13 protein-coding genes and 1 tRNA gene are annotated in these 19126 nt (G+C 65.4%); 6 read left to right on the top strand and 8 right to left on the bottom strand.

Translation table 11 applies throughout. The annotated features are described in order from the left end of the window. Window positions 1-92: 92 nt before the first annotated feature. The 6 genes from GV044_RS05385 (at window position 93) to GV044_RS05360 (ending at window position 6016) form a co-directional block, all read left to right on the top strand. Complete coding sequence (locus GV044_RS05385; protein ID WP_159866442.1) at window positions 93-1139, top strand: rod shape-determining protein; 1047 nt, start codon at window positions 93-95, stop codon at window positions 1137-1139. Between the two features lie 65 nt (window positions 1140-1204). Beyond that, window positions 1205-2086: a rod shape-determining protein MreC gene (gene mreC / locus GV044_RS05380; protein WP_159866439.1), complete on the top strand. Its 882-nt coding sequence runs from the start codon at window positions 1205-1207 to the stop codon at window positions 2084-2086. A 10-nt stretch (window positions 2087-2096) separates the two neighbouring features. Beyond that, complete coding sequence (mreD, locus tag GV044_RS05375) at window positions 2097-2645, top strand: rod shape-determining protein MreD (protein WP_236554717.1); 549 nt, start codon at window positions 2097-2099, stop codon at window positions 2643-2645. Beyond that, window positions 2642-4717, top strand: a complete 2076-nt coding sequence (gene mrdA / locus GV044_RS05370) for a penicillin-binding protein 2 (protein WP_236554715.1) — start codon at window positions 2642-2644, stop codon at window positions 4715-4717. The genes mreD and mrdA overlap by 4 nt, the downstream gene beginning before the upstream one ends. Beyond that, window positions 4717-5829, top strand: coding sequence for a rod shape-determining protein RodA (gene rodA, locus GV044_RS05365; RefSeq protein WP_159866436.1), 1113 nt, complete (start codon window positions 4717-4719; stop codon window positions 5827-5829). Before mrdA ends, rodA begins: the two co-directional genes overlap by 1 nt. Window positions 5830-5940: 111 nt before the next feature. Beyond that, window positions 5941-6016: transfer RNA gene (locus GV044_RS05360), tRNA-Lys, on the top strand. Between the two features lie 69 nt (window positions 6017-6085). Here GV044_RS05360 and GV044_RS05355 read toward each other — a convergent pair. The 8 genes from GV044_RS05355 to araD1 all read right to left on the bottom strand — a co-directional run bounded on the left by GV044_RS05355 (window position 6086) and on the right by araD1 (window position 19073). Beyond that, complete coding sequence (locus tag GV044_RS05355) at window positions 6086-7684, bottom strand: MDR family MFS transporter (RefSeq protein WP_159866433.1); 1599 nt, start codon at window positions 7682-7684, stop codon at window positions 6086-6088. A gap of 183 nt (window positions 7685-7867) precedes the next feature. Next, a complete protein-coding gene (locus tag GV044_RS05350) occupies window positions 7868-9886 on the bottom strand; it encodes a glycosyl hydrolase family 65 protein (protein WP_159866429.1) in 2019 nt (672 codons plus the stop codon). A 144-nt stretch (window positions 9887-10030) separates the two neighbouring features. Next, the gene (locus GV044_RS05345) at window positions 10031-12889 is read right to left on the bottom strand and encodes a TonB-dependent receptor (RefSeq protein WP_159866426.1); all 2859 of its coding nucleotides are present in this window, start codon (window positions 12887-12889) and stop codon (window positions 10031-10033) included. 195 nt (window positions 12890-13084) lie between these two features. Continuing rightward, window positions 13085-14524 carry a family 43 glycosylhydrolase gene (locus GV044_RS05340; protein WP_159866423.1) on the bottom strand — a complete coding sequence of 480 codons (1440 nt, stop codon included), beginning with the start codon at window positions 14522-14524 and terminating at the stop codon, window positions 13085-13087. Window positions 14525-14559: 35 nt separating this feature from the next. After that, complete coding sequence (locus tag GV044_RS05335) at window positions 14560-15561, bottom strand: arabinan endo-1,5-alpha-L-arabinosidase (RefSeq protein ID WP_159866420.1); 1002 nt, start codon at window positions 15559-15561, stop codon at window positions 14560-14562. Then, window positions 15558-17123, bottom strand: a complete 1566-nt coding sequence (locus GV044_RS05330; protein ID WP_159866417.1) for an alpha-N-arabinofuranosidase — start codon at window positions 17121-17123, stop codon at window positions 15558-15560. Before GV044_RS05330 ends, GV044_RS05335 begins: the two co-directional genes overlap by 4 nt. A gap of 24 nt (window positions 17124-17147) precedes the next feature. Next, entirely contained in the window at window positions 17148-18074 is a 927-nt protein-coding gene (locus GV044_RS05325; protein WP_159866414.1) for a Gfo/Idh/MocA family protein, read from the bottom strand. Window positions 18075-18077: 3 nt separating this feature from the next. Further along, the gene (araD1, locus tag GV044_RS05320) at window positions 18078-19073 is read right to left on the bottom strand and encodes an AraD1 family protein (protein ID WP_159866411.1); all 996 of its coding nucleotides are present in this window, start codon (window positions 19071-19073) and stop codon (window positions 18078-18080) included. Window positions 19074-19126 lie beyond the last annotated feature (53 nt).

Here is a 19126-nt window from a genome sequence, read left to right as displayed (position 1 = left end):
ACTAGGCTAAGGGACCGCCTTCTCAGTCACCCCCTGATTGCTTCCCGTATCTTGGGCTGCGGGCAAGCGGCAGAATACCTACGGATTTCCTGATGGCCACGTTGATGTCGCGATTCTTCAAGTTCGGTTCGCAGAACATGGCCATCGATCTGGGTACGGCAAACACGCTGGTCTACGTGCAGGATCGCGGCATCGTTTTGAATGAACCCTCAGTGGTCGCGATCGAGACGCTGCACGGCGTCAAGAAGGTCAAGGCGGTGGGCGACGACGCCAAGATGATGATGGGCAAGACGCCCGATAACATCGAGGCGATCCGCCCGCTTCGAGACGGCGTGATCGCCGACATCGAGATCGCGGAAGAGATGATCAAGCACTTCATCCGCAAGGTCCACGGCAAGAAGAGCCTGTTCCGCTACCCCGAGATCGTGATCTGCGTGCCGTCAGGTTCCACGTCCGTGGAACGCCGCGCGATCCGCGACGCGGCCAGCAATGCCGGCGCCAGCCAGGTCTACCTAATCCTCGAGCCCATGGCCGCCGCGATCGGTGCCGACATGCCCGTCACCGAGCCGGTCGGCTCGATGGTGGTCGATATCGGCGGCGGCACCACCGAAGTCGCCGTGCTCTCGCTGCGCGGTCTCGCCTACACCACTTCGGTTCGCGTGGGCGGTGACAAGATGGACGAGGCGATCGTCTCCTACGTGCGCCGCCACCACAACCTGCTGATCGGCGAGTCCACTGCAGAGCGCATCAAGAAGGACTACGGCATCGCGGTCATGCCGGCCGACGGCATCGGCGAGACGATCCACATCAAGGGCCGCGACCTGGTCAATGGCGTGCCCAAGGAAATCACCATCAGCCAGGCCAATGTCGCCGAAGCGCTGAGCGAGCCGATCGGCGCGATCATCGAAGGCGTGCGCATCGCGCTGGAGAACACCGCGCCCGAACTCGCGGCCGACATCGTCGACCAGGGCATTGTCCTCACCGGCGGCGGCGCGCTTATTCAAGGGCTGGACGAGTACTTGCGCGAGGAGACCGGCCTGCCGGTCAGCGTCGCCGAGGATCCGCTGTCGTGCGTGGCGCTGGGCACTGGCCGGGCCATGGAAGATCCGATCTACCGCGGCGTTCTGATGACCGCCTGAGCTCATAGTCGGGGGCAAGCGCGCGCAAGGGGGCTGGCGCGCGCTCGACAAGGAGGGACCGTCGCATGGCGCCGCCTGCGAACCGGCGCACGGGCTTTTCCCGCAGGGCGCAGTACACGATCTTCATCAGCTACTTCGCGGGCGTCGCTGGCGTGCTGCTGGGAGTGGTGCTGCTGGTCGTCTCGTTCGTGCAGCCCGAGGCCTTTACCGGCATGCGCGCGCTGGCGGCCGACGTCACCGAACCTGCCGGCCATGTCGCCGCGACGGGTCGTGCCGCCAGCAAGGGCGTTTTCGCCACGGTGGCCGGCTTCATCAAGGCAGGCAGCCAGCATGCCAGACTGGAACACGAACTCGCGCTCGCCAAGACGCGCTTGGTAGAGGCACGTGCGACGCAGGTTGAGAACCGGCGGCTGAAAGCCCTGCTCGGTCTGTCGCGGCAGAACCCTGCCCCTGTCGTCGTCACGCGCCTGACCAGCTCCACGGCCGCCAGCACGCGCCGCTTCGCCACGCTTGCCGCGGGGATCGACAGCGGTGTGCAGAAGGGCATGCCGGTCCGCTCGGAACTGGGCCTGCTCGGGCGCGTGCTGGAGGTCGGGCAGAGCAGCGCGCGCGTGCTGCTCATCACCGACACCGAGAGCCTGGTCCCCGTTCGCCGCGCCAGCGATGGCGTGCCGGCCTTTGCCCAAGGAACGGGTGATGGCACCATCCGCATCAAGTTGATCAGCCTGGGCCTCAATCCGCTCAAGAAAGGCGACGTTTTCGTCACCTCCGGGTCGGGCGGGCTGTATCGACCGGGCACGCCCATCGCGATCGCCGCGCGGCTGACCCGTGACGGCGCGATCGCGCAAGTGCTCGCGAACCCGTCCGATGCCGATTACGTGCTCGTCGACCAGCCCTTCGCGCCGGTGCCGCCTCCCGCGATAGCCCCCATCCCGGATAGCCAGTGAGAGGCTGGCAGTGAGGCTTTGGCCCAGCTTCGGACGCGAGCGTGCGCCGCGGATCAACCGCGAGCCCTCATCGCTGATCGCACGCGGCACGCCGTGGCTGACGGTCATGCTCGCCTCGCTGCTGCCCGGCTTGTCGCTGATCGCATCGGCGCCGGTACTGCCGCCATTCGGGTTCCTGGTGTTCATCTCGTGGCGGCAGCTGAGGCCTGGGCTGCTTCCGGTGTGGGCAGGCTTGCCGCTCGGCGGGTTCGACGATCTCTACTCCGGCCAGCCCTTCGGCTCGGCAGTGCTGCTGTTTTCCGCCGCCGCGATAGCCCTGGATGTGATCGAGGCGCGCCTGCCCTGGCGCAACTTCCTCACCGAATGGCTGGTGGCGATCGGGCTGATCATCGTCTATACCGCGTTCGGATTGGCGCTGGCGAACCTGGACGGCGCCCACACCCCCCTTCGTGTGACCTGGCCGCAGATCGTGATCTCCATCCTCGCATATCCTCTTGTCGGCCGCTTCGTGGCGCTGGCCGACCGCTTGCGCCTGACTCCCTTCCTGGAAATCCGATGAGCCTCTTCCGATCGCGCCATGTGAGCATGGCGACGCTGCGCAACAGTTTCGACCGGCGCAGCTTGGTCGTGGGCGGCATCCAGGGCGGGATCGGCGTCCTGCTCGCAAGCCGGCTCGGCTATCTCGCCATTGCGCAGAACGAGAAGTACAAGCTTGAGTCCGAGAGCAACCGCGTCAACCTGTCGCTGATCCCGCCGCGGCGGGGGTGGATCCTCGACCGCCATGGTTCGCCACTTGCCTCCAATCGCGCCGACTTCCGCGTCGACGTCATTCCCGATCGAATGACCGACGAGGCGCAGACGATCGGCGAGCTGTCGCGCCTTCTGCAACTGACACCCGTCGACATCCAGGACCTGAAGGACAAGCTGGAGAAGTCGCACGGCTTCGCCCCGGTCGAGGTGAAGACCGGTCTCGATTGGGACCGCTTCGCCGCCGTCAGCGTGCGCCTGCCCGACCTGCCCGGCGTCGTGACACAGCGCGGCTTTTCACGGTTCTATCCCACCGGTCCCAGCGTCGGGCATCTGGTCGGCTACGTCGGCGCGGCCTCGGCGGAAGAGTACGAGAAGGAGAAGGACCCGCTCCTCGTCACGCCCGGCTACAAGGTCGGCAAGGACGGCTTGGAGAAGATCTTCGAGAAGGAAGTGCGCGGTTATCCCGGCGCACGGCGTGTCGAAGTGACCGCCGGCGGTCGCGTAGTGCGAGATCTTGAAACGCGAGAGGACATCCCGGGCAAGCCGATCAAGCTGACCATCGACGGCCCGCTGCAGGACTATGCCTCGCGCCGGATCGGTCTCGAGTCCGGCGCGGTGGTGGCGATGGACTGCCACACGGGCGACGTGCTGGCGATGGCATCGATGCCCAGCTACGATCCCAACAGCTTCTCCGATGGCATCGGCCGGATCGAGTGGAAGATGCTGGCGGACGACGATCACGTGCCCTTGCGCAACAAGGTCCTGCGCGGGCTCTATCCGCCTGGCTCGACGGTGAAGCCGATGGTGGCGCTCTCGTTCTTGGAAGCCGGGCTCCACCCAGAGGAGAGCGTGTTCTGCGGCGGCGGCTTGCGCGTCGGCAACCGCGTGTTCCACTGCTGGAACCGGCGCGGCCACGGCATGGTCAACATGTCGAAGGGCATCTACCAGAGCTGCGACGTCTACTTCTACCACTTCGCCCAGCGCATCGGCATGGACCCGATCGCGGCCATGGCGAGGCGCTTAGGGCTCGGACAGGAGTTCGAGTTGCCGGTCGTCGGTCAGTCCTATGGTACCGTTCCGGACCCGGCCTGGAAGAAGCGCAAGTACGATCGTGATTGGGCAATCTACGACACCGTGAATGCGACGATCGGCCAGGGGTACTTTCTGGTCAATCCATTGCAGCAGGCGGTCATGGCATCGCGCATTGCTTCGGGCCGCAAGCTGATGCCTCGCATGCTGCACTCCGATCATCCGCCGCAGGCACAGTCACTCGGCATCCCGCAAGAGCACCTGGACCTGATCCACAAGGCGATGTCGGACGTGGTCAATGGGCCAGGCACCGCGCACAAGGCGGCGCTGCCGATGAAAGACATCCTTCTCGCCGGCAAGACCGGTACCGCCCAGGTCGTTGGCCTGAACATCGGCAACGGCAAGGGCGGCCTGTGGAAGCACCGTGATCACGGCCACTTCATCTGCTTCGCCCCCGCCGACAAGCCCCGCTATGCAGTCGCGGCCCTGGTCGAGCATGGCGGCGGCTCCGGCGCCGCCTACCCGATTGCACGCGATGTCATGACCTACCTCTTCGATCCCGGCAAAGCGGTAGAAGTGCTGCACGACTACGAGAAGCAGTGGGGCGGCACCGCGCAGCAGCGGCTCGACGCCAAGTACCGCGCCTACTCGGCAGCCTATGGCGGTGGAGCACCGGCAGCCCCCTCCGACGCCAATGTCCAGGCCGCGGACCAGGCGCCCAATCCCAATCAGCCCATCCTCCACGATGCGCAGACGCCGCCGCCCGAGCCGGTGGCGCTGCCCCCGACGCCACCGAACACCGAAGCCGCGGCACCCGCCATCAACATCGCACCCCCAGCCGGAGCCGACTGATGAGCCGCTCGATCGTGCCCGATACGATCGCCCGCCAGCCTTGGCAGGTGTTGATCCCGCTCGCCGCTCTCGTCTCGCTCGGCTCGGCGGTGCTCTATTCCGCAGCCGGTGGGCACTTGCAGCCGTACTCGCTGAACCACGTCCTGCGCTTCTGCGTGTTTCTGTTCGCCGCCGTTATGCTCAGCCGGGTGCCGCGCGATCTGTTCAAGCTGGCCGCTTATCCGATCTACGGCGCGATCCTGTTCCTGCTGGTGCTGGTCGAGTTGCTCGGCGCGGTCGGAGGCGGCAGCCAGCGGTGGTTGAACCTGGGCTTCATGACGCTTCAACCGTCCGAGCTGATGAAGCCCGGCATCGTCCTTGTCCTCGCCCGCTTTTACGACACCCTTCCCGCTTCGATCACCGCCAGCTGGCGCGGCCTGGTACCGGCCGGAGCGCTGATCGGCTTGCCTGCGGTGCTGGTGATGATCCAGCCCGACCTCGGCACCGCGCTGGCGATCTGCTTCGGCGGAGTGGTCACCATGTTCCTGGCCGGACTGCCGCTCTGGTGGTTCCTCAGCGCGGTGGGCGCGGCGGCGGTCGTGGCCCCGATTGCCTTCTTCACCCTGCTCCACGACTACCAGCGCAACCGCGTGCTGGTTTTCCTCGACCCCGAAAGCGATCCCCTGGGCACCGGCTACCACATCACCCAGTCCAAAATCGCAATCGGTTCGGGCGGGTTCTTCGGCAAGGGCTTCGGCAACGGGTCGCAGAGCCACCTGGACTACCTGCCAGAATCCCACACCGACTTCGTGTTCGCGACGATGTCGGAGGAGTGGGGCATGCTGGGCGGGTTGTTCGTGCTCACTGTCTTCGCCATCCTCCTCAGTTGGGGCCTGAGGGTGGCGCGCAACAGCACGGACCGATTTTCAAGACTGCTGGCCGCGGGCATGGCGCTGACGATCTTCTTCTACGTCGCGATCAACCTCATGATGGTCATGGGCCTCGCGCCGGTGGTCGGCATTCCCCTGCCGTTCATGAGCCACGGCGGCTCCTCAATGATGACGAACATGATCTGCGTGGGCACGATCATGGCTGTCAGCCGCTGGCAGCGCCGCCCCAGCGGGCTGAGCTGAAAACAATTTGCGAGAGAGCCAAAAAAGCTCTTCCCAACCGCGGCAAACTCGCTAAAGGGACCGCTCCCGCCGCAACGGGGTGGCCGAAAGGCCGCAGCGAAACGGCAGTGTGGACGCATAGCTCAGTTGGTAGAGCAGCTGACTCTTAATCAGCGGGTCCTTGGTTCGAGCCCAAGTGCGTCCACCACCTTATCCCTTCTCAGGTCATCAAAGTGGCGGCATTTCGCCACCTCGGCCAACTTCGGCACGGCTGCTGCTATGCAGCCTGAGTAGTCGCTGAGCCTCTGCGCTCTCCGCTTGCGGGCTCTTGATCACGCACGTTCACCCGCCTTGTCCGCTGATCTCTGCTCCGGCGCTTCTCATCGAAGCGCAAGTTCGCGAACAGCGCGAGCATGGACATCATCGTCACGACCCAGAACGCGGCGGAGAAGTCGCTGAACTCGGGCCTGGCATGGCCTCGCAGGGTCATCGAGGCGTGAAGCGCGGTGGCTCCCATGCAGATGCCCAGGGATAGCATGAGCTGCTGGAACGTGGCGTAGAAGCTCGTCGCGGCGCTCATCCGCTCCTTGCCGATCTCGTCGTAGGCGATGGTGTTGTAGGCCGTGAACTGGAACGACAGCAGGAACCCTGAGACGAGCATCACCGCGAACACGGCGGGCAGCGGCCATTCGGGACGGAACAGCCCGCAGGCCGCATAGGCGGCCGTGCCGAAAAGCCCCATCCAGATCAGGCTCGACCGAAAGCCGAACCGTCGCAGCAGGCGCGGTGCGATGCCCTTCATGCCGAAGGAACCTATCGCCGTCGCTAGTGTCATAGCCCCGCTCTCGGCAGCCGAGAGGCCGAATGCCAGCTGCATCATCAAAGGGAGCAGGAACGGTTGCGCACCTTGGGTGATCCGCGTGAACGACCCGCCGATCACGGACAGTCGGAACGTCGGTACTGCCATCAGCGAGGTATCGAGGACCGGATGATCGACGCGCCTGGCGTGGCGTAGGTAAAGCGCGCCTGCGACTGCTCCCACAGTGATCAGCGATGCAGCTAGGCGACCACTGCCGGACCGGCTCGCCATCTCAAAGCCGGCAAGCAGGCAGCCCAGAGCCACAGCTGAAAGCGCGAAGCCGCCGCGGTCGAAGGTATGCTGCAGCGGCTCGCGCACGTCGGCGATGAAGCGGCCGACCAGAAGAATGCCGGCGAAGCCGATCGGCAGGTTCAGCCAGAAGATCCAGCGCCAGTCCAGATAGGTGACGATGAAGCCGCCCAGCGGTGGCCCCATGATAGGCCCGATCAGTGCCGGCATGATCAGCCAGGACATTGCGGAGACCATGTCGCGCTTGGCGACGGACCGCAGCAGCACCAGGCGGCCGACGGGCATCATCATGGCACCCCCCATGCCCTGCACGAAGCGGGCGATCGTCATGCCCTCAAGGCTGGGCGCCAGCCCGCAGGCAATCGAGCCGGCTACGAACAGCGCGATCGCCGCGCGGAACACGTTCTTTGCGCCGAAGCGATCCGCAGCAGCCCCGGATGCCGGGATGAAGACGGCGAGCGCAAGAAGGTAGGAGGTGAGCGTGACGCTCATCTCCGGTGCCTTGACGCCCAGATCGCGGGCCATCGTCGGCAAGGCCGTCGCCAGCACGGTCGCGTCCAAGTTCTCCATGAACATGGCGCAGGCAATGATGAGCGCCACCGTACGGTAGTTGGCCCCTCGCGGCTCCCGATCTTCCGTGTGGGGAGTTTGCGCGATCCGGTCGGCGGCCGGCACGATGCCGTCGCGCACTTCGGAGTTGACTGATGCGATGCCGCGGCGCCGCGGGCGTAGCAGGTGCGGCCTGAAACGAGAGGAAAAAGAGTCCATGCCGATCGTCTTGGTCCTCGATCGCAGAGTTACAAGGCACGCACGGACGTTTGACCTTCTGGCGACCGCTCTCTGGGCTCGATCATGCCCGAGCATGTCGTCGCAAAGTGCTCGACACGATGTTTGTAGATTCCGGTGGCGACCATCGGCGCTGCATACGACGTCCGAGCCGTTTAGGTCTGCCTAGCTGGCGAACGCCTTCAGCTCGACCAGTCGGATCGCGTCCCGGCCACTTGGCAGCATGCGCACGCGAAGCCGCGTCGTGCTCGTAACTGGCCAGCGCAGCGAGGTCACGCCGTTGGCGACTGGCTTGGCCTCATCAACCGACCGCCATTGGCCGCCCTGCCACAGCTCGATCGAGACCCGCTTGGGGGCGGAAAAGCGCTTGCCGTCCTCGTAGAAGGCCAGTCCGACGCGGCCCACAGAGACCGCCTTTGCGAAATCGAGCGCGTACCACTGCTGCTTGGGCGTGGCGTCCGAGTCCCATCCGTTCGGCAGTTCCGGATAGAACCACACCCGCCCGTCGACCGCGTCGTGCAATTTCTCCGGGTCTGCACCGGAAGACGCGCTGGGCCGCGGATAGCCAGCGCGCACCAGCTGCACCGCCAGGTTCTCTTCGCGCATGATCGGGACATTGCGCTTGCGGGCGAGAGGGACCTGTAAGCGGCCAAGGTCGCCGCGGCTCGCGACCTCACGACCGTCGACCATGATGGCGAGGCCCCTGCCCTCTCCAAAGTGGCTGCCGTCGGCGTCCCATCGAACCGCGATTTCGTGCCCGTGATAGGGCACCCGCTCGATGCGGAACCACGGCAGCGCCTGATCGCCTTGCGGTGGCAGCAGCGGATTAACCTCCAGCACGTCGTCCGCGCGGGGACGAATGCCGACGAGCCCGGTGAGGATTAAGTCGACGTAGCCGGAGTGGAAATAATGATGGCTGCGATCCAGGCCGACGATCGGTGCGCCGGTCTCTGGATCGTAGTCTTCCTCCAAGTCGAGCTTGTCGCCCTGGTAGTGAAGCTGGGTGTACTGGCGCAGCAGCCGCATCCAGTCGGCGCGCGTGATGGGGCCTTGCTGCCGGTAGTGGTCGAGCAGGTTGGCCATTGCCGTCAGCACTTGCGTGGTCTGGTACGGCCAGATCGGCCCATTCCACTGACACTCCGGCTGAGGGCCAAGATAGCGGTACTGGCGCATGTAGTACGGGTAGTTGTTCTCGACCGTTCGCATGCCCGCCTTGCCGGCCAGCGATGCCGGATCGAGAAGGTGCGCCCAAGCCTTCGCATACCCGGCATCGTCCGGGACCAGATCGAACATCCACGGCACGTAGCCCACCAGCTCACGATTGCGGATCGGGTCCCAATACTTGACGTGTTCGTTGGTGAGCTGGTGCCTGTCTGCGAAGTGCTCCAGCTTGGGGTTCCACAGCGCCGCCAGCACTTTCGCGCGGATGGCCTCGGTCCGATCGGCATACTCGCGCGCCATGGCCTGGTCGCCTGCAAGCGCCGCCATTTCCGCCAGGGCTCGCGCATTGGCGAACATGTAGCTGTTGATCGACGGCCTGAACGCGTCGCCGCCGCGGAAGCCGTCCTTGCCGCCCGACGCATCGATAGAGGACACGGTGTATTCGGTCGCGTCCAGCAGCGGCTCCACGAAGTAAAGGCCCTTGTCGAAGTCGAACTTCTCGTCCCACAACCGGTAGATGTGGCGCATGACCGGCAGGTGCTTGAGCACGGCCTGACGGTCGCCGTCGACCAGATATCGGCCCCACACCGAGTCTGCCATGTAGTCGGTGAAATGGCGATCGTTGCCGCCGGTGTACATGAAGTCGACGTAGTCCGCGGTAAAGCGGCGGTCGTTCAGCCAGCGCCCTTCCGCGATGTGGAAACCGCTGGCATCGTTGAGGCTGGCGTAAGGCTGGCGCTGCCAGTCCACGTCGTCCGCGAACTCGGTGGTGATGTATCCCTGCGCACCCAGATCGCGCTGGTGAGCGCGAAACAAGCCCCAGCGGTAGTAGTAGACGGCGTCAATCCGCGGATCGGCCGTCTCGATGAAGGGAATGCGCTCGACAAACCACGGGGCGTCATTGCCGAACCGTTCGTGCGCAATCCTGGCGCGATCGAGTGCGGGCTCGGAATGAGCAACTGCCGCTGGCGCCTGCATCAGCAGAGCGGCCGAAACCAGGAAGGCTCGCAGGCTCTTGCGCATCGCTATCTCGCCGCTGTGCAGGCTATCTGGAAAATCAAGGCGGCCGCGCCTTCCGCCGGAGGGAGGGGGAAGAGCGAAGAGGCGCGGCCGCCCTCAGCGCGACACCGGGCCTGGCTCTGTGCCAAGGCCCGGTGTCGCACCGGATCAGTCGAACTTGAAGCGTACGCCGACGGCGAATGTCCGGTCGATCAGCAGGTTGGTGGTGTTGAACTGCTGCGCGTTCCCCGCGTCGCCGAACTTGTAGTACTCCTGCTGCTTCGCCTTGGTGAGGTTCACCGCGTCGAAGGTCACGCCGATGTCGTCGTTGACGTTCCAGGTGAGCTGCAGGTCCAGGCTCTTCTCGGGCTTGCGCCAGATGCCGATCGGGTTTGCGAACGCTCGCGCCTCGTTCTGCCGCAGGAAGCCCTTGCGCCACACGTAGGACAAGCGAGCGCCGATCGGGCCGTTATCGTACGCCAGCGTCGCGTTGTACGACAGCTTCGACACGCCGAAGAACGCCGACTTGGTGTTGCCGGTGATGTTGCCGACCGCGTCGGTCACCGGGATCGTCTGCTCGGAATCGAGCACCGTAGCGCTGCCTGTGAAGCCGAGGCCGTCCAGCGGACCGGGCAGATACGTCGGGAAGTAGGTGAGGCCCAGTTCCACGCCCTTCAGCACGCCGTCCGACGCGTTGACGGGCCGGGTGACGTTGAAGAATTCGGTGTAGGTCTCGTTGCGCGGCAGGTAGTTGTTCGGGATGAACTCGCGGATGGTCAGCGGCACGACGAGGCCGTCGATCTCACGACGGAAGCCGGTCACGTAGATCGCGCTATTCCGCTCGAAGTACCACTCGAGGGCCAGGTCCATGTTCTTCGAGTGCGTCACGCCCAGGTTGGCGTTGCCCGCGCTCGCGCTGCCGAAGCCGATGCGCGAGAGGTCACCGGTCAGGATCGGGTTCGGGTTCAGGTCACCGAAGGCCGGGCGGCGCAGCGTCTCGCCATAGTTGAACCGGATGCGCAGGTTGTCGGTGATGTCGTACCGGGCGGTGAACGCCGGCAGCAGCTTGGACGACGACGTGCCGACGCGGGTCTGCGCGAAGCCGGCGCCGCGATCGAAGTAGTTGTAGTTGGTGTCGATCGTCACGAAGCGGGCGCCGCCCTGCAGCTGCAAGGGACGGCCGAAGATTGAGATCTCGCCATCGGCCATCAGATAGGCGGCCATGTTGATCTCGTTGATGCCGAACACCTGGCCGAACGAGAGCTGATCCGAAAGCAGCAGCCCCGGCGCGACCGAGCGGTAGAGCGAGCGGATCTCGTCACGATCCATGTTGCGCGTGTCGGCCAGAACCCAACTGGTCGGAATATCAGCCTGGCCGTCGAAGAAGCCCTTGTTGGTGAAGGTTGCGTCGGCGCCCAGCGAGGCAAGAGTCACGCCCAAGCCACCGGCGCCCTGATCGCGCACGTAGTTGGCGGCCTTACGATCGTCATAGCGGAAGCCCGCCTTGATCCGGCGCAGGAAGCCATCGTCCCAGGTATACTCGCCGTCGAGCATCATGGTCAGCGCGCTGCCGGTGTTCTTGGTGCCGCTGTCGAACAGGTTGCCGACGGTCCAGGCTGACGGGTCGGTCAGCACGCCCTGGTTGGCGAAGCTGAAGGACGGCAAGCCACCGCCAGCGTTGAAATCGACATCGATATCAAGCGGTCCGCGGTCGGTGCGGATGGCGAAGAACGAGGTCTTGTTTGTGCTGTCCTGGTACGCGACGTCGGCCGAAATCTTGCCATGCTCGCCCACGTTCCACTTGGCGTTGAAGGCGTAGACGAAGCTGTCGGTCTTGCTGGTGGCAGTGTCGCCGCTGTTGAAGCCGGCGACGGCGCCCACCTGGCGCGACTTGATGATGTTGGTGCCGTCATACAGCTCGAAGGTCGAACCCGGGTTGGCGCCGAGGTTGCCCCACCAATCGACAAAGCTGAAGTGGAGGCTGTTGAAGGTCTTTTGCTTGAACCCAGTGTAGAAGAATTCAGCAGTGTAGACCGAGTCCTCGTTCGGCGCCCATTGCAGCGCGGCGTTGATCGCCGGGCGCGTGCGCTTGCCGTACAAGTCCGAGCTGATGACGGCATCGCGCGACAGATAGTAAGGCGTCGCCACGCCGTTGATGTTGAGCGTGGAGCCCGGCGCGGTCGGCAGGCCGGCGTCAAGGCCGGGCGTCCAGTTCTGGTTGCGGTCACCAGGGAAAATACGCTGCAGCGGCGTAAGACCCGAACCCGCAGGCGGGTTCTCCGTCGCGAACGGCACCATCGCGCCCGACTGCAGCACCTGGTTGCGGAACTGGGTGCGCGTATAGCTGGCATTGATCAGGAAGCCGATGTCGCCGATGCCGGTCTCCCACCGATCGCTGACGAGCAGCGCGGCATTGGGATTATACTTGTCCGCCAACTCGCTGTAGACGCCGCGCGCCAAGCCCGAGATTGTGAACCCGTCAAAGTCGAGCGGGCGGCGGGTCTGAACATCGATCTGGCCGGCAAGGCCGGTCTCGATCTGGTCGGCCGAGCGGGTCTTGTAGACGTCGACCTTCTTGACGAGGTTGGCGGAGATATCCTGCAGCGCAAACGAAGTGCCCGCCGCGGTGAAGATGTTGCGACCGTTGAGGGTGGTCAGCGGATCGGTGAGGCCACGGATGCTGATGGCGCCAGCCTCGCCGCCGCCACGATCGGTGACCTGGATGCCGGTGACGCGCTGCAGCGCCTCGACGACGTTATTGTCCGGCAACTTGCCGACGTCCTCCGCCACGATCGAGTCGACGATCTGAACGTTCTGCTTACGGCTGTTGATGGCGCCGACGATCGACGCACGCACGCCGGTGACGACGATCGCATCACCCGGAGCCTCGGCGGCATCCGCCGCGGTGTCCTCCGAAGCAGCGGCGTCACCGCTGGTGTTCAGCGGCACGTCCTGTGCGTGCGCAGCGCCGGCCAAGGTAAGTGCGAAAATGGATGCAGTGCAAAGAGCAAATGGCTTCGTGGCCATCGTTCAACCCTCCCAAGTGAGGCTGGCCCCTTACCATGCCCCGTCGTATCGCGCCTGCTTATTAGTCGGACAATTAGAACGCAAGCGAAAAGCTGGCGCACTGTCAAAGATCGTCGAATTGCCAGACTACCGTCGCGTAAATGGCGCGGATCGGAGATTCCGAGCCGGAGCCACCACGCTCTGCAGCCTCGAAGCCTAGTCGAGCATCCAAGCGCTTTCGGGCTGGCCCACCGGCGCGAGCGTTACCTTGTCTGAGGAATGCGCCAGCGCTCTACCCGCAAAGGCTTGTGAGATGAAGCGAACGCTTCCTCCGGGCCCAGCCTCGCGCCTGAAGCGATCCGCGCCTGCGGGTGCCGGTGCGTCAGCGTTGAGGAGGCGGATCGATCCATCGCTATTCGCGACCAGGCGGTGCGCGGGCTTTAGGATCGGCGAGAGCCGGACGGTGCCGTCTTCTTGCCCGAGTGACCGGAACTGCGTCTGCGGTAGGGGTGCATCGCCGACGAGCAGGCGATCGCCTTCGTGCGCCAGCTTGGCACTGCGATGTACGGCCGGGCTGAACCGCTCAGGCAGAGGGCCATTGCCGACCGGTACTCCGAAATCCGGGTTGCCGCGACTGTCGGTGTAGAGGCGCTGGATGCGAGTGTGCCGATCCGGGTTGAACAGCGGGTCGCCCTCGATCGCCTCGTAGTCACGGCCATGATAGACCAGAATATCCCGGCCCTGTTCGTCGACCGTGAAGCTGTTGTGGCCCGGCCCGTAGACCGACGTTTCGGGGCAGGTGACGAACACCGGCTGCGGCGACTTGGTCCACGCGCGCGCGTCCATGAGGTTCGCGTTCTCGTCGATCGAGAGCAGGCCCAAGCAATAGCGCGCATCGGTGGCACTGGCCGAGTAGGTCATGAAGACCTGGCCGTTCTTGACCAGGAAGGCCGGCGCCTCGTTCACCTTGAAGCCGCGCACTTCCCAGTCCAGCGTCGGCACTGTCAGTCGGGCCGGGGCGGCCGACAGTGTCAGCGCATCCTTCATCGGTGCAATGTAGACGTTGGAGTTGGTGTCGATCCCCGCCTCCCGCTGTGCCCAGGCGAAGTACCGCACGCCGCGATGCGTGAAGATCGTGGAGTCGAGATTGAAGCTGTCCCACGGCGCCTGAAATTGGCCGAATACGGCCCAGTTGCCGGTCATCGGGTCTGCGCCGTCGCAAACCACGGCGTAGGTGCGGATGCGGAACACGTCCTCGCCGCCGCCGCTGGGGCCCGCGGCAAAGTACATGACCCAGCGCCCGTCGACGAGGTGCAGTTCCGGCGCCCAGAGGAAACCCGACATTGGTCCGCTAGCCTGATGCCGCCACAGCACGCGCTCCTCGGCCGTCGTGAGGCCCGCGAGAGTCCTGGACCGGCGCAGCACCAATCGGTCGTACTCGGGCACCGAGCCGGTCATGTAGTACCAGCCGTCCTCGTGCCGGAAGATCTGCGCATCGGCGCGCTGCTTCACCAGCGGGTTTGTCGCCAGCGGGACGGCGTTGCCCTCTGCTGGAGCGAGCGCGCTCTCGACCGCGCTCCGTCCCGGTGCGGTGCAGGCGAGCGGCAGCAAGGATCCGGCAGCTGCGAAGCTGCGGCGCGATAGGCGAAGGGTCATGGTCCTCTCCCGAAGTTATCTTGTGTTCTGGTCGATCAGTACTGCGCCGCTGGCCAGCCTTGGGCATCCCAGCGAAGCGGCGCGATCCGTAGCGTCGGCTTGCCGTCCGCCTGCTTGTCGTAGGCGTGATACACCAGGTAAGTGGTGCCGTCCTTGTCGGTGAAGGCGCCGGCGTGTCCCGGCCCGCGGAAGCGCTGCTGCTCCTGCAGGTCGGCGCGCAGCAGGATCGAGCCGCCGCCCTGCATCAGAGCGCTGCCGTCGCGGCCGAGGTAAGGGCCCGTGATCTCCTTCGAGCGGCCGACGACCGTGTAGTAGGTGCTGTTCACGCCCTTGCAGCAGTAGTCGTAGGAAACGATCAGGAAGTACCAACCGCCGTGCCGGATAACGAAAGGCGCCTCGACCGGAGCGGGCCCACCTGCGGGCGCTGGCCGGCGTGCGATCGAGTAAAACTTGGTGCCGTCCGCAACCTTGCCTGTGTTCTTGTCGAGCGGGAACAGCTTGATGCCGCTCCAGAAGCTGCCAAGCGCAAGCCAGTGCCGCCCTTGCGCATCGACCACGAAGTTGGGATCGATCGCGTTGAAGTCGCTTTGCTTGGTCGACATGACGACCAAGCCGTGGTCGGTCCACTTGGCGCCGGCGCCCAGCGTCGGGCTGGTCGCCAAGCCGATCGCCGAGCGGTTGGAGCCGAAGGTAGAGACGGAGTAATACAGCCGGTACTCGCCATCGACGTACGAGATGTCGGGCGCCCAGATGCCCTCTGTGCCGGGGATCGCCTGCTTGGCCCAAGCCGGGATTTCGCTGAACACGGCGCCGGCATCCTTCCAGGTTTTCAGGTCCTTGGAGGTGCGGATGCCGACGTAGCGACCCACGGTGCTGAACACGTAGTAGGTGCCACCCTCGCGGATGATCACCGGATCGTGTACGGTCAGGTCGCCGGTAAGCTGCGCATTCAAAGTCGCCGGCGCGTTCGGCACCTGTGCCTCGCACGCGCCAGCGACAGCCAGCGCGGCGAGGCATATGGTCTTGAGCGCCTTCATTGCAGTTCGAGCACGACGACGGACTTCGCCGGCAACGTCACCGAGAGCTGCCCTCCTTGCACGCTCGCGCCGGTGAACGCCGTCGGCCGAACAGCGTCGGGCGCATCGAACGTGTTGTGCGAGTTGATCGCCGGCGCCGTCAGCACGCGCCCGCTCACGCTGGTTGCGCTCACGCCGGCCAGGTTGATCGTCACCGAGTTCGACTGGTTCGGATCGAGGTTGGAGAGCGCGACGTGCACTTTGCCGTCCTTGCCGCGCACCGCCGAGCCGCTGACGGCGGGCATCGTAAACTGGTCCTTCGAGTACCAGGGCGACTTGATCTCGATCGGCAGAACCGTGGCGTCCTGCCAAGGCTTGTACATTTCGAAGACGTGGTACGTCGGCGTCAGTACCATGTTGCTGCCGTCGGTCAGGATCATCGCCTGCAGCACGTTCACCATCTGCGCGATGGCGGTCATGCGCACGCGGTCGGCGTGCTTGGCAAAGATGTCGAGGTGTACCGAGGCGATCAGCGCATCACGCAGGGTGTTCTGCTGGCGCAGGAAGCCTGGATGCGTGCCCGGGTCCTGAGCGTACCAGGCGCCCCATTCGTCGACCGCCAGGAAGACTCGCTTCTCCGGATCGTACTTGTCCATAATGGCGGTGTGCTTGGTGATCAGCTCGTCCATCCGGCGGGCGCCGGCGAGCGCATCGGCCCAGCCGTTCTCGTCGAAGTCGATGGCGGGGGCACGCGGCGGCCAGCCGCCCGCAGGGTGGACGTAGTAGTGCAGCGAGAGACCGTCGAGCTGCGGCGCCGCGACGCGCATCATCGTCTCGGTCCAGTTATAGTCGTCGACGTTGGCCCCGGCGGCGACCTTCAGGATTTTGGTGCCGGCCGGCGCCTTGATGAAGGTGGCATATCGGCGCGTCTCGTCCGCCGCGAACTCAGGGCGCATGTTGCCGCCGCAGCCCCACAGCTCGTTGCCGACTCCGAAGTAAGCGACCTTCCACGGCTCCTTGTGGCCGTTCTTCGCGCGCTGGTCCGCCAGCGAACCGGCCGGAGAGGTCATGTACTCCACCCACTCGGCCATTTCGCGCGGTGTGCCGTTGCCGACGTTGCCGGCGATATAGGCCTCTGCGCCGATCTGGCGGATCAGTTCGAAGAACTCGTGCGTTCCCACCGTGTTGGGCTCGGTAACGCCGCCCCAGTGGGTGTTGATCTTCACCGGGCGGTTCTTCTGCGGGCCGATGCCCTCGCGCCAGTTGTACTCGTCCGCGAAGCAGCCGCCCGGCCAGCGGATCACGGGCACCGACAGGTCTCGCAGTGCGCTGACCACGTCGTTGCGAAAGCCGTTGGTGTTGGGGATCTTGCTCCCCTTGCCCACCCAAAGCCCACCGTAGATGCCGTTGCCCAGGTGCTCGGCAAACTGGGTGAAGACTTCCTTGTGGTAGACCGGACCGGGCTTGTCGGCCTGGATCGTGGCAGTCGTGGGCTGGCCGTCGGTGTCGGCTAAAGCAGGCGCGGACAGCGCCGTCGCCGCCAGCAGGGTGGACAGTGCGGCGCGGCGCAGGATGGTGATCATTGTTTTCCCTCTCCCTGGGCGTTCTTAGTCGTGAAATTCTTCGACGGCTTTGCGATGGCCGCGCAGGAACGCGTCGGCCACCAAACGGAGCGGCGCCACGTCCACATCGCTGCGACCGCCGCGGATCAGGCTGGCGAAGCGCGCGTAGAGGCCGGGGTATTCCATGTCCTCGCTGTGCTCCGCGCCGGTCGGCAAGGTCAGTACCGCGCCGCCGTTCGACAGCTTGAGCGTGCCGGCGTCGGTCTCCACGACGATGTCCCACGATTGCGGACCGGTTTGGCGCCAGTCCAGGTCCATGTGGATCGGAGCGCCCGAGGTGTCGCGGAACTGGATGTCAGCCGCGATCGGCGCTGCGCGGTTGGAGGGTATCTCCAAGGTCGCCGAGGTGAGGAACACCGGGCGCGGCAGGATGTGCGTGACAATCGAGAGCGCGTTGATGCCGGGATCGAACACGCCAAGGCCACCCGGCTCCCAAATCCAGGCCTGGCCTGGGTGCCATACGCGCACGTCCTCGCGCCAGATCACCGAGACTCGCTCGATCTTGCGCTCGGCAAGCCAGGCCCGCGCCGGCGCAACGCCGCCGGCGAAGCGCGAGTGCCACGAGGCGAACAGGGTCACCCCCACTCGCTCGGCGCGGCTCGAAAGGGCGGCGACCTCGCTGAGCGTCGCGCCGGGCGGCTTTTCCAGGAACACGTGCATGCCCTTACGCAGCGCTTGCACCGCCAGGTCATAGCGGACCTGCGGCGGCGTGCAGAGCGCGACGGCATCGACAGCCGGCCCGCTCTCGATCAGTTCTTCCAGGCTGCGGGCATGCGGTACGCCTTCGACGCCGGGATCATGCGGGCTGACCGTGGCCGCGAGGCTGAACGCCTTGTTTCCGGCAATCGCCGGCAGATGCTGGTCGCGCGCGATCTTGCCGACGCCGACCACCGCTATGCGGATCGGGTCCACAGCTCAGAGCGCCTTGACGGTGACGGCCGGCACCGCGGCACGCGCCAGCGGATTGGCGAGAGGCAGTGTGAAGGGTGCGGCCGAGATCTCGAACACGTCACCTTCCTGCGTCTGCACCGTGTCGGCGAACGAAAGCGTCGCGGTGCCGAAGAAGTGCACGTGCACGTCGCCACCGCGGCGAAACAGGTCGTACTTGAAGTGGTGCTGCTCGAGATTGTGGAAGCTGTGCGACATGTTCGCCTCGCCCGAGAGGAAAGGCTTCTCCCACAGTGTGGCCCCGCCCCGCAGGATGCGGCTCGTGCCCTCGATGTGCGCGGGCGGCTCACCCAGCAGCAACTCGGGTCCGAGCGCGGCCTGGCGCAGCTTGGAATGCGCCAGCCAGAGGTAGTTGTGGCGCTCGGTGACGTGATCGGAGAACTCGTTCGCCAGCGCGAAGCCCAGTCGATAGGGCGTGCCGTCCTCGTCGATCAGGTAGACGCCCGCGACCTCGGGCTCCTCGCCACCGTCCTTGGCGAAACCGGGCATGATGAGCGGATCGGTGGGCCCAACCAGCTGCGAGCCATCGCCCTTGTAGAACCACTCGGGCTGCTGCCCTTCCTGGCCGGCCTCGGGCTTGCCGCCTTCGAGGCCTTCCAGGAACATGCGCATCGAGTCCGTCACATGCTCGCCGGACGCGGCGGCCTTGTGCATCTTGTCCCGCCCCTCGGCCGAACCCAGGTGGGTCAGGCCGGTGCCGGTCATCAGCAGGTGCGCCGTATCTTCATGGTCGATCGGCGCGAGCAGACGACCCGCCGCGAACTCGGCGGCGATGTCGATGGAGGGGCCCTGCCCGCACGCGCGCCCAGCATCCGTTAACGAGATGCCGGCGGCGATCGCCCGCAGCGCGAGCTCGCGCACGGTGCGAACGCCCGGCAGGATGTGGGCGGCATCACCCTCGGCAAGGATCACCGAGCGCGTGTTGTCGGCACTCAGATGCTGAAGCAGGCGAAGGTAAGTCATGGGTCTCTCCCTGCCGCGACGCACCCTCTTGCGGGATGCGACGCGGGAACGTG

The organism is Novosphingobium sp. 9U, assembly GCF_902506425.1.
Classification (GTDB): domain Bacteria; phylum Pseudomonadota; class Alphaproteobacteria; order Sphingomonadales; family Sphingomonadaceae; genus Novosphingobium.
This window is presented reverse-complemented; position numbering and strand designations above follow the sequence as displayed.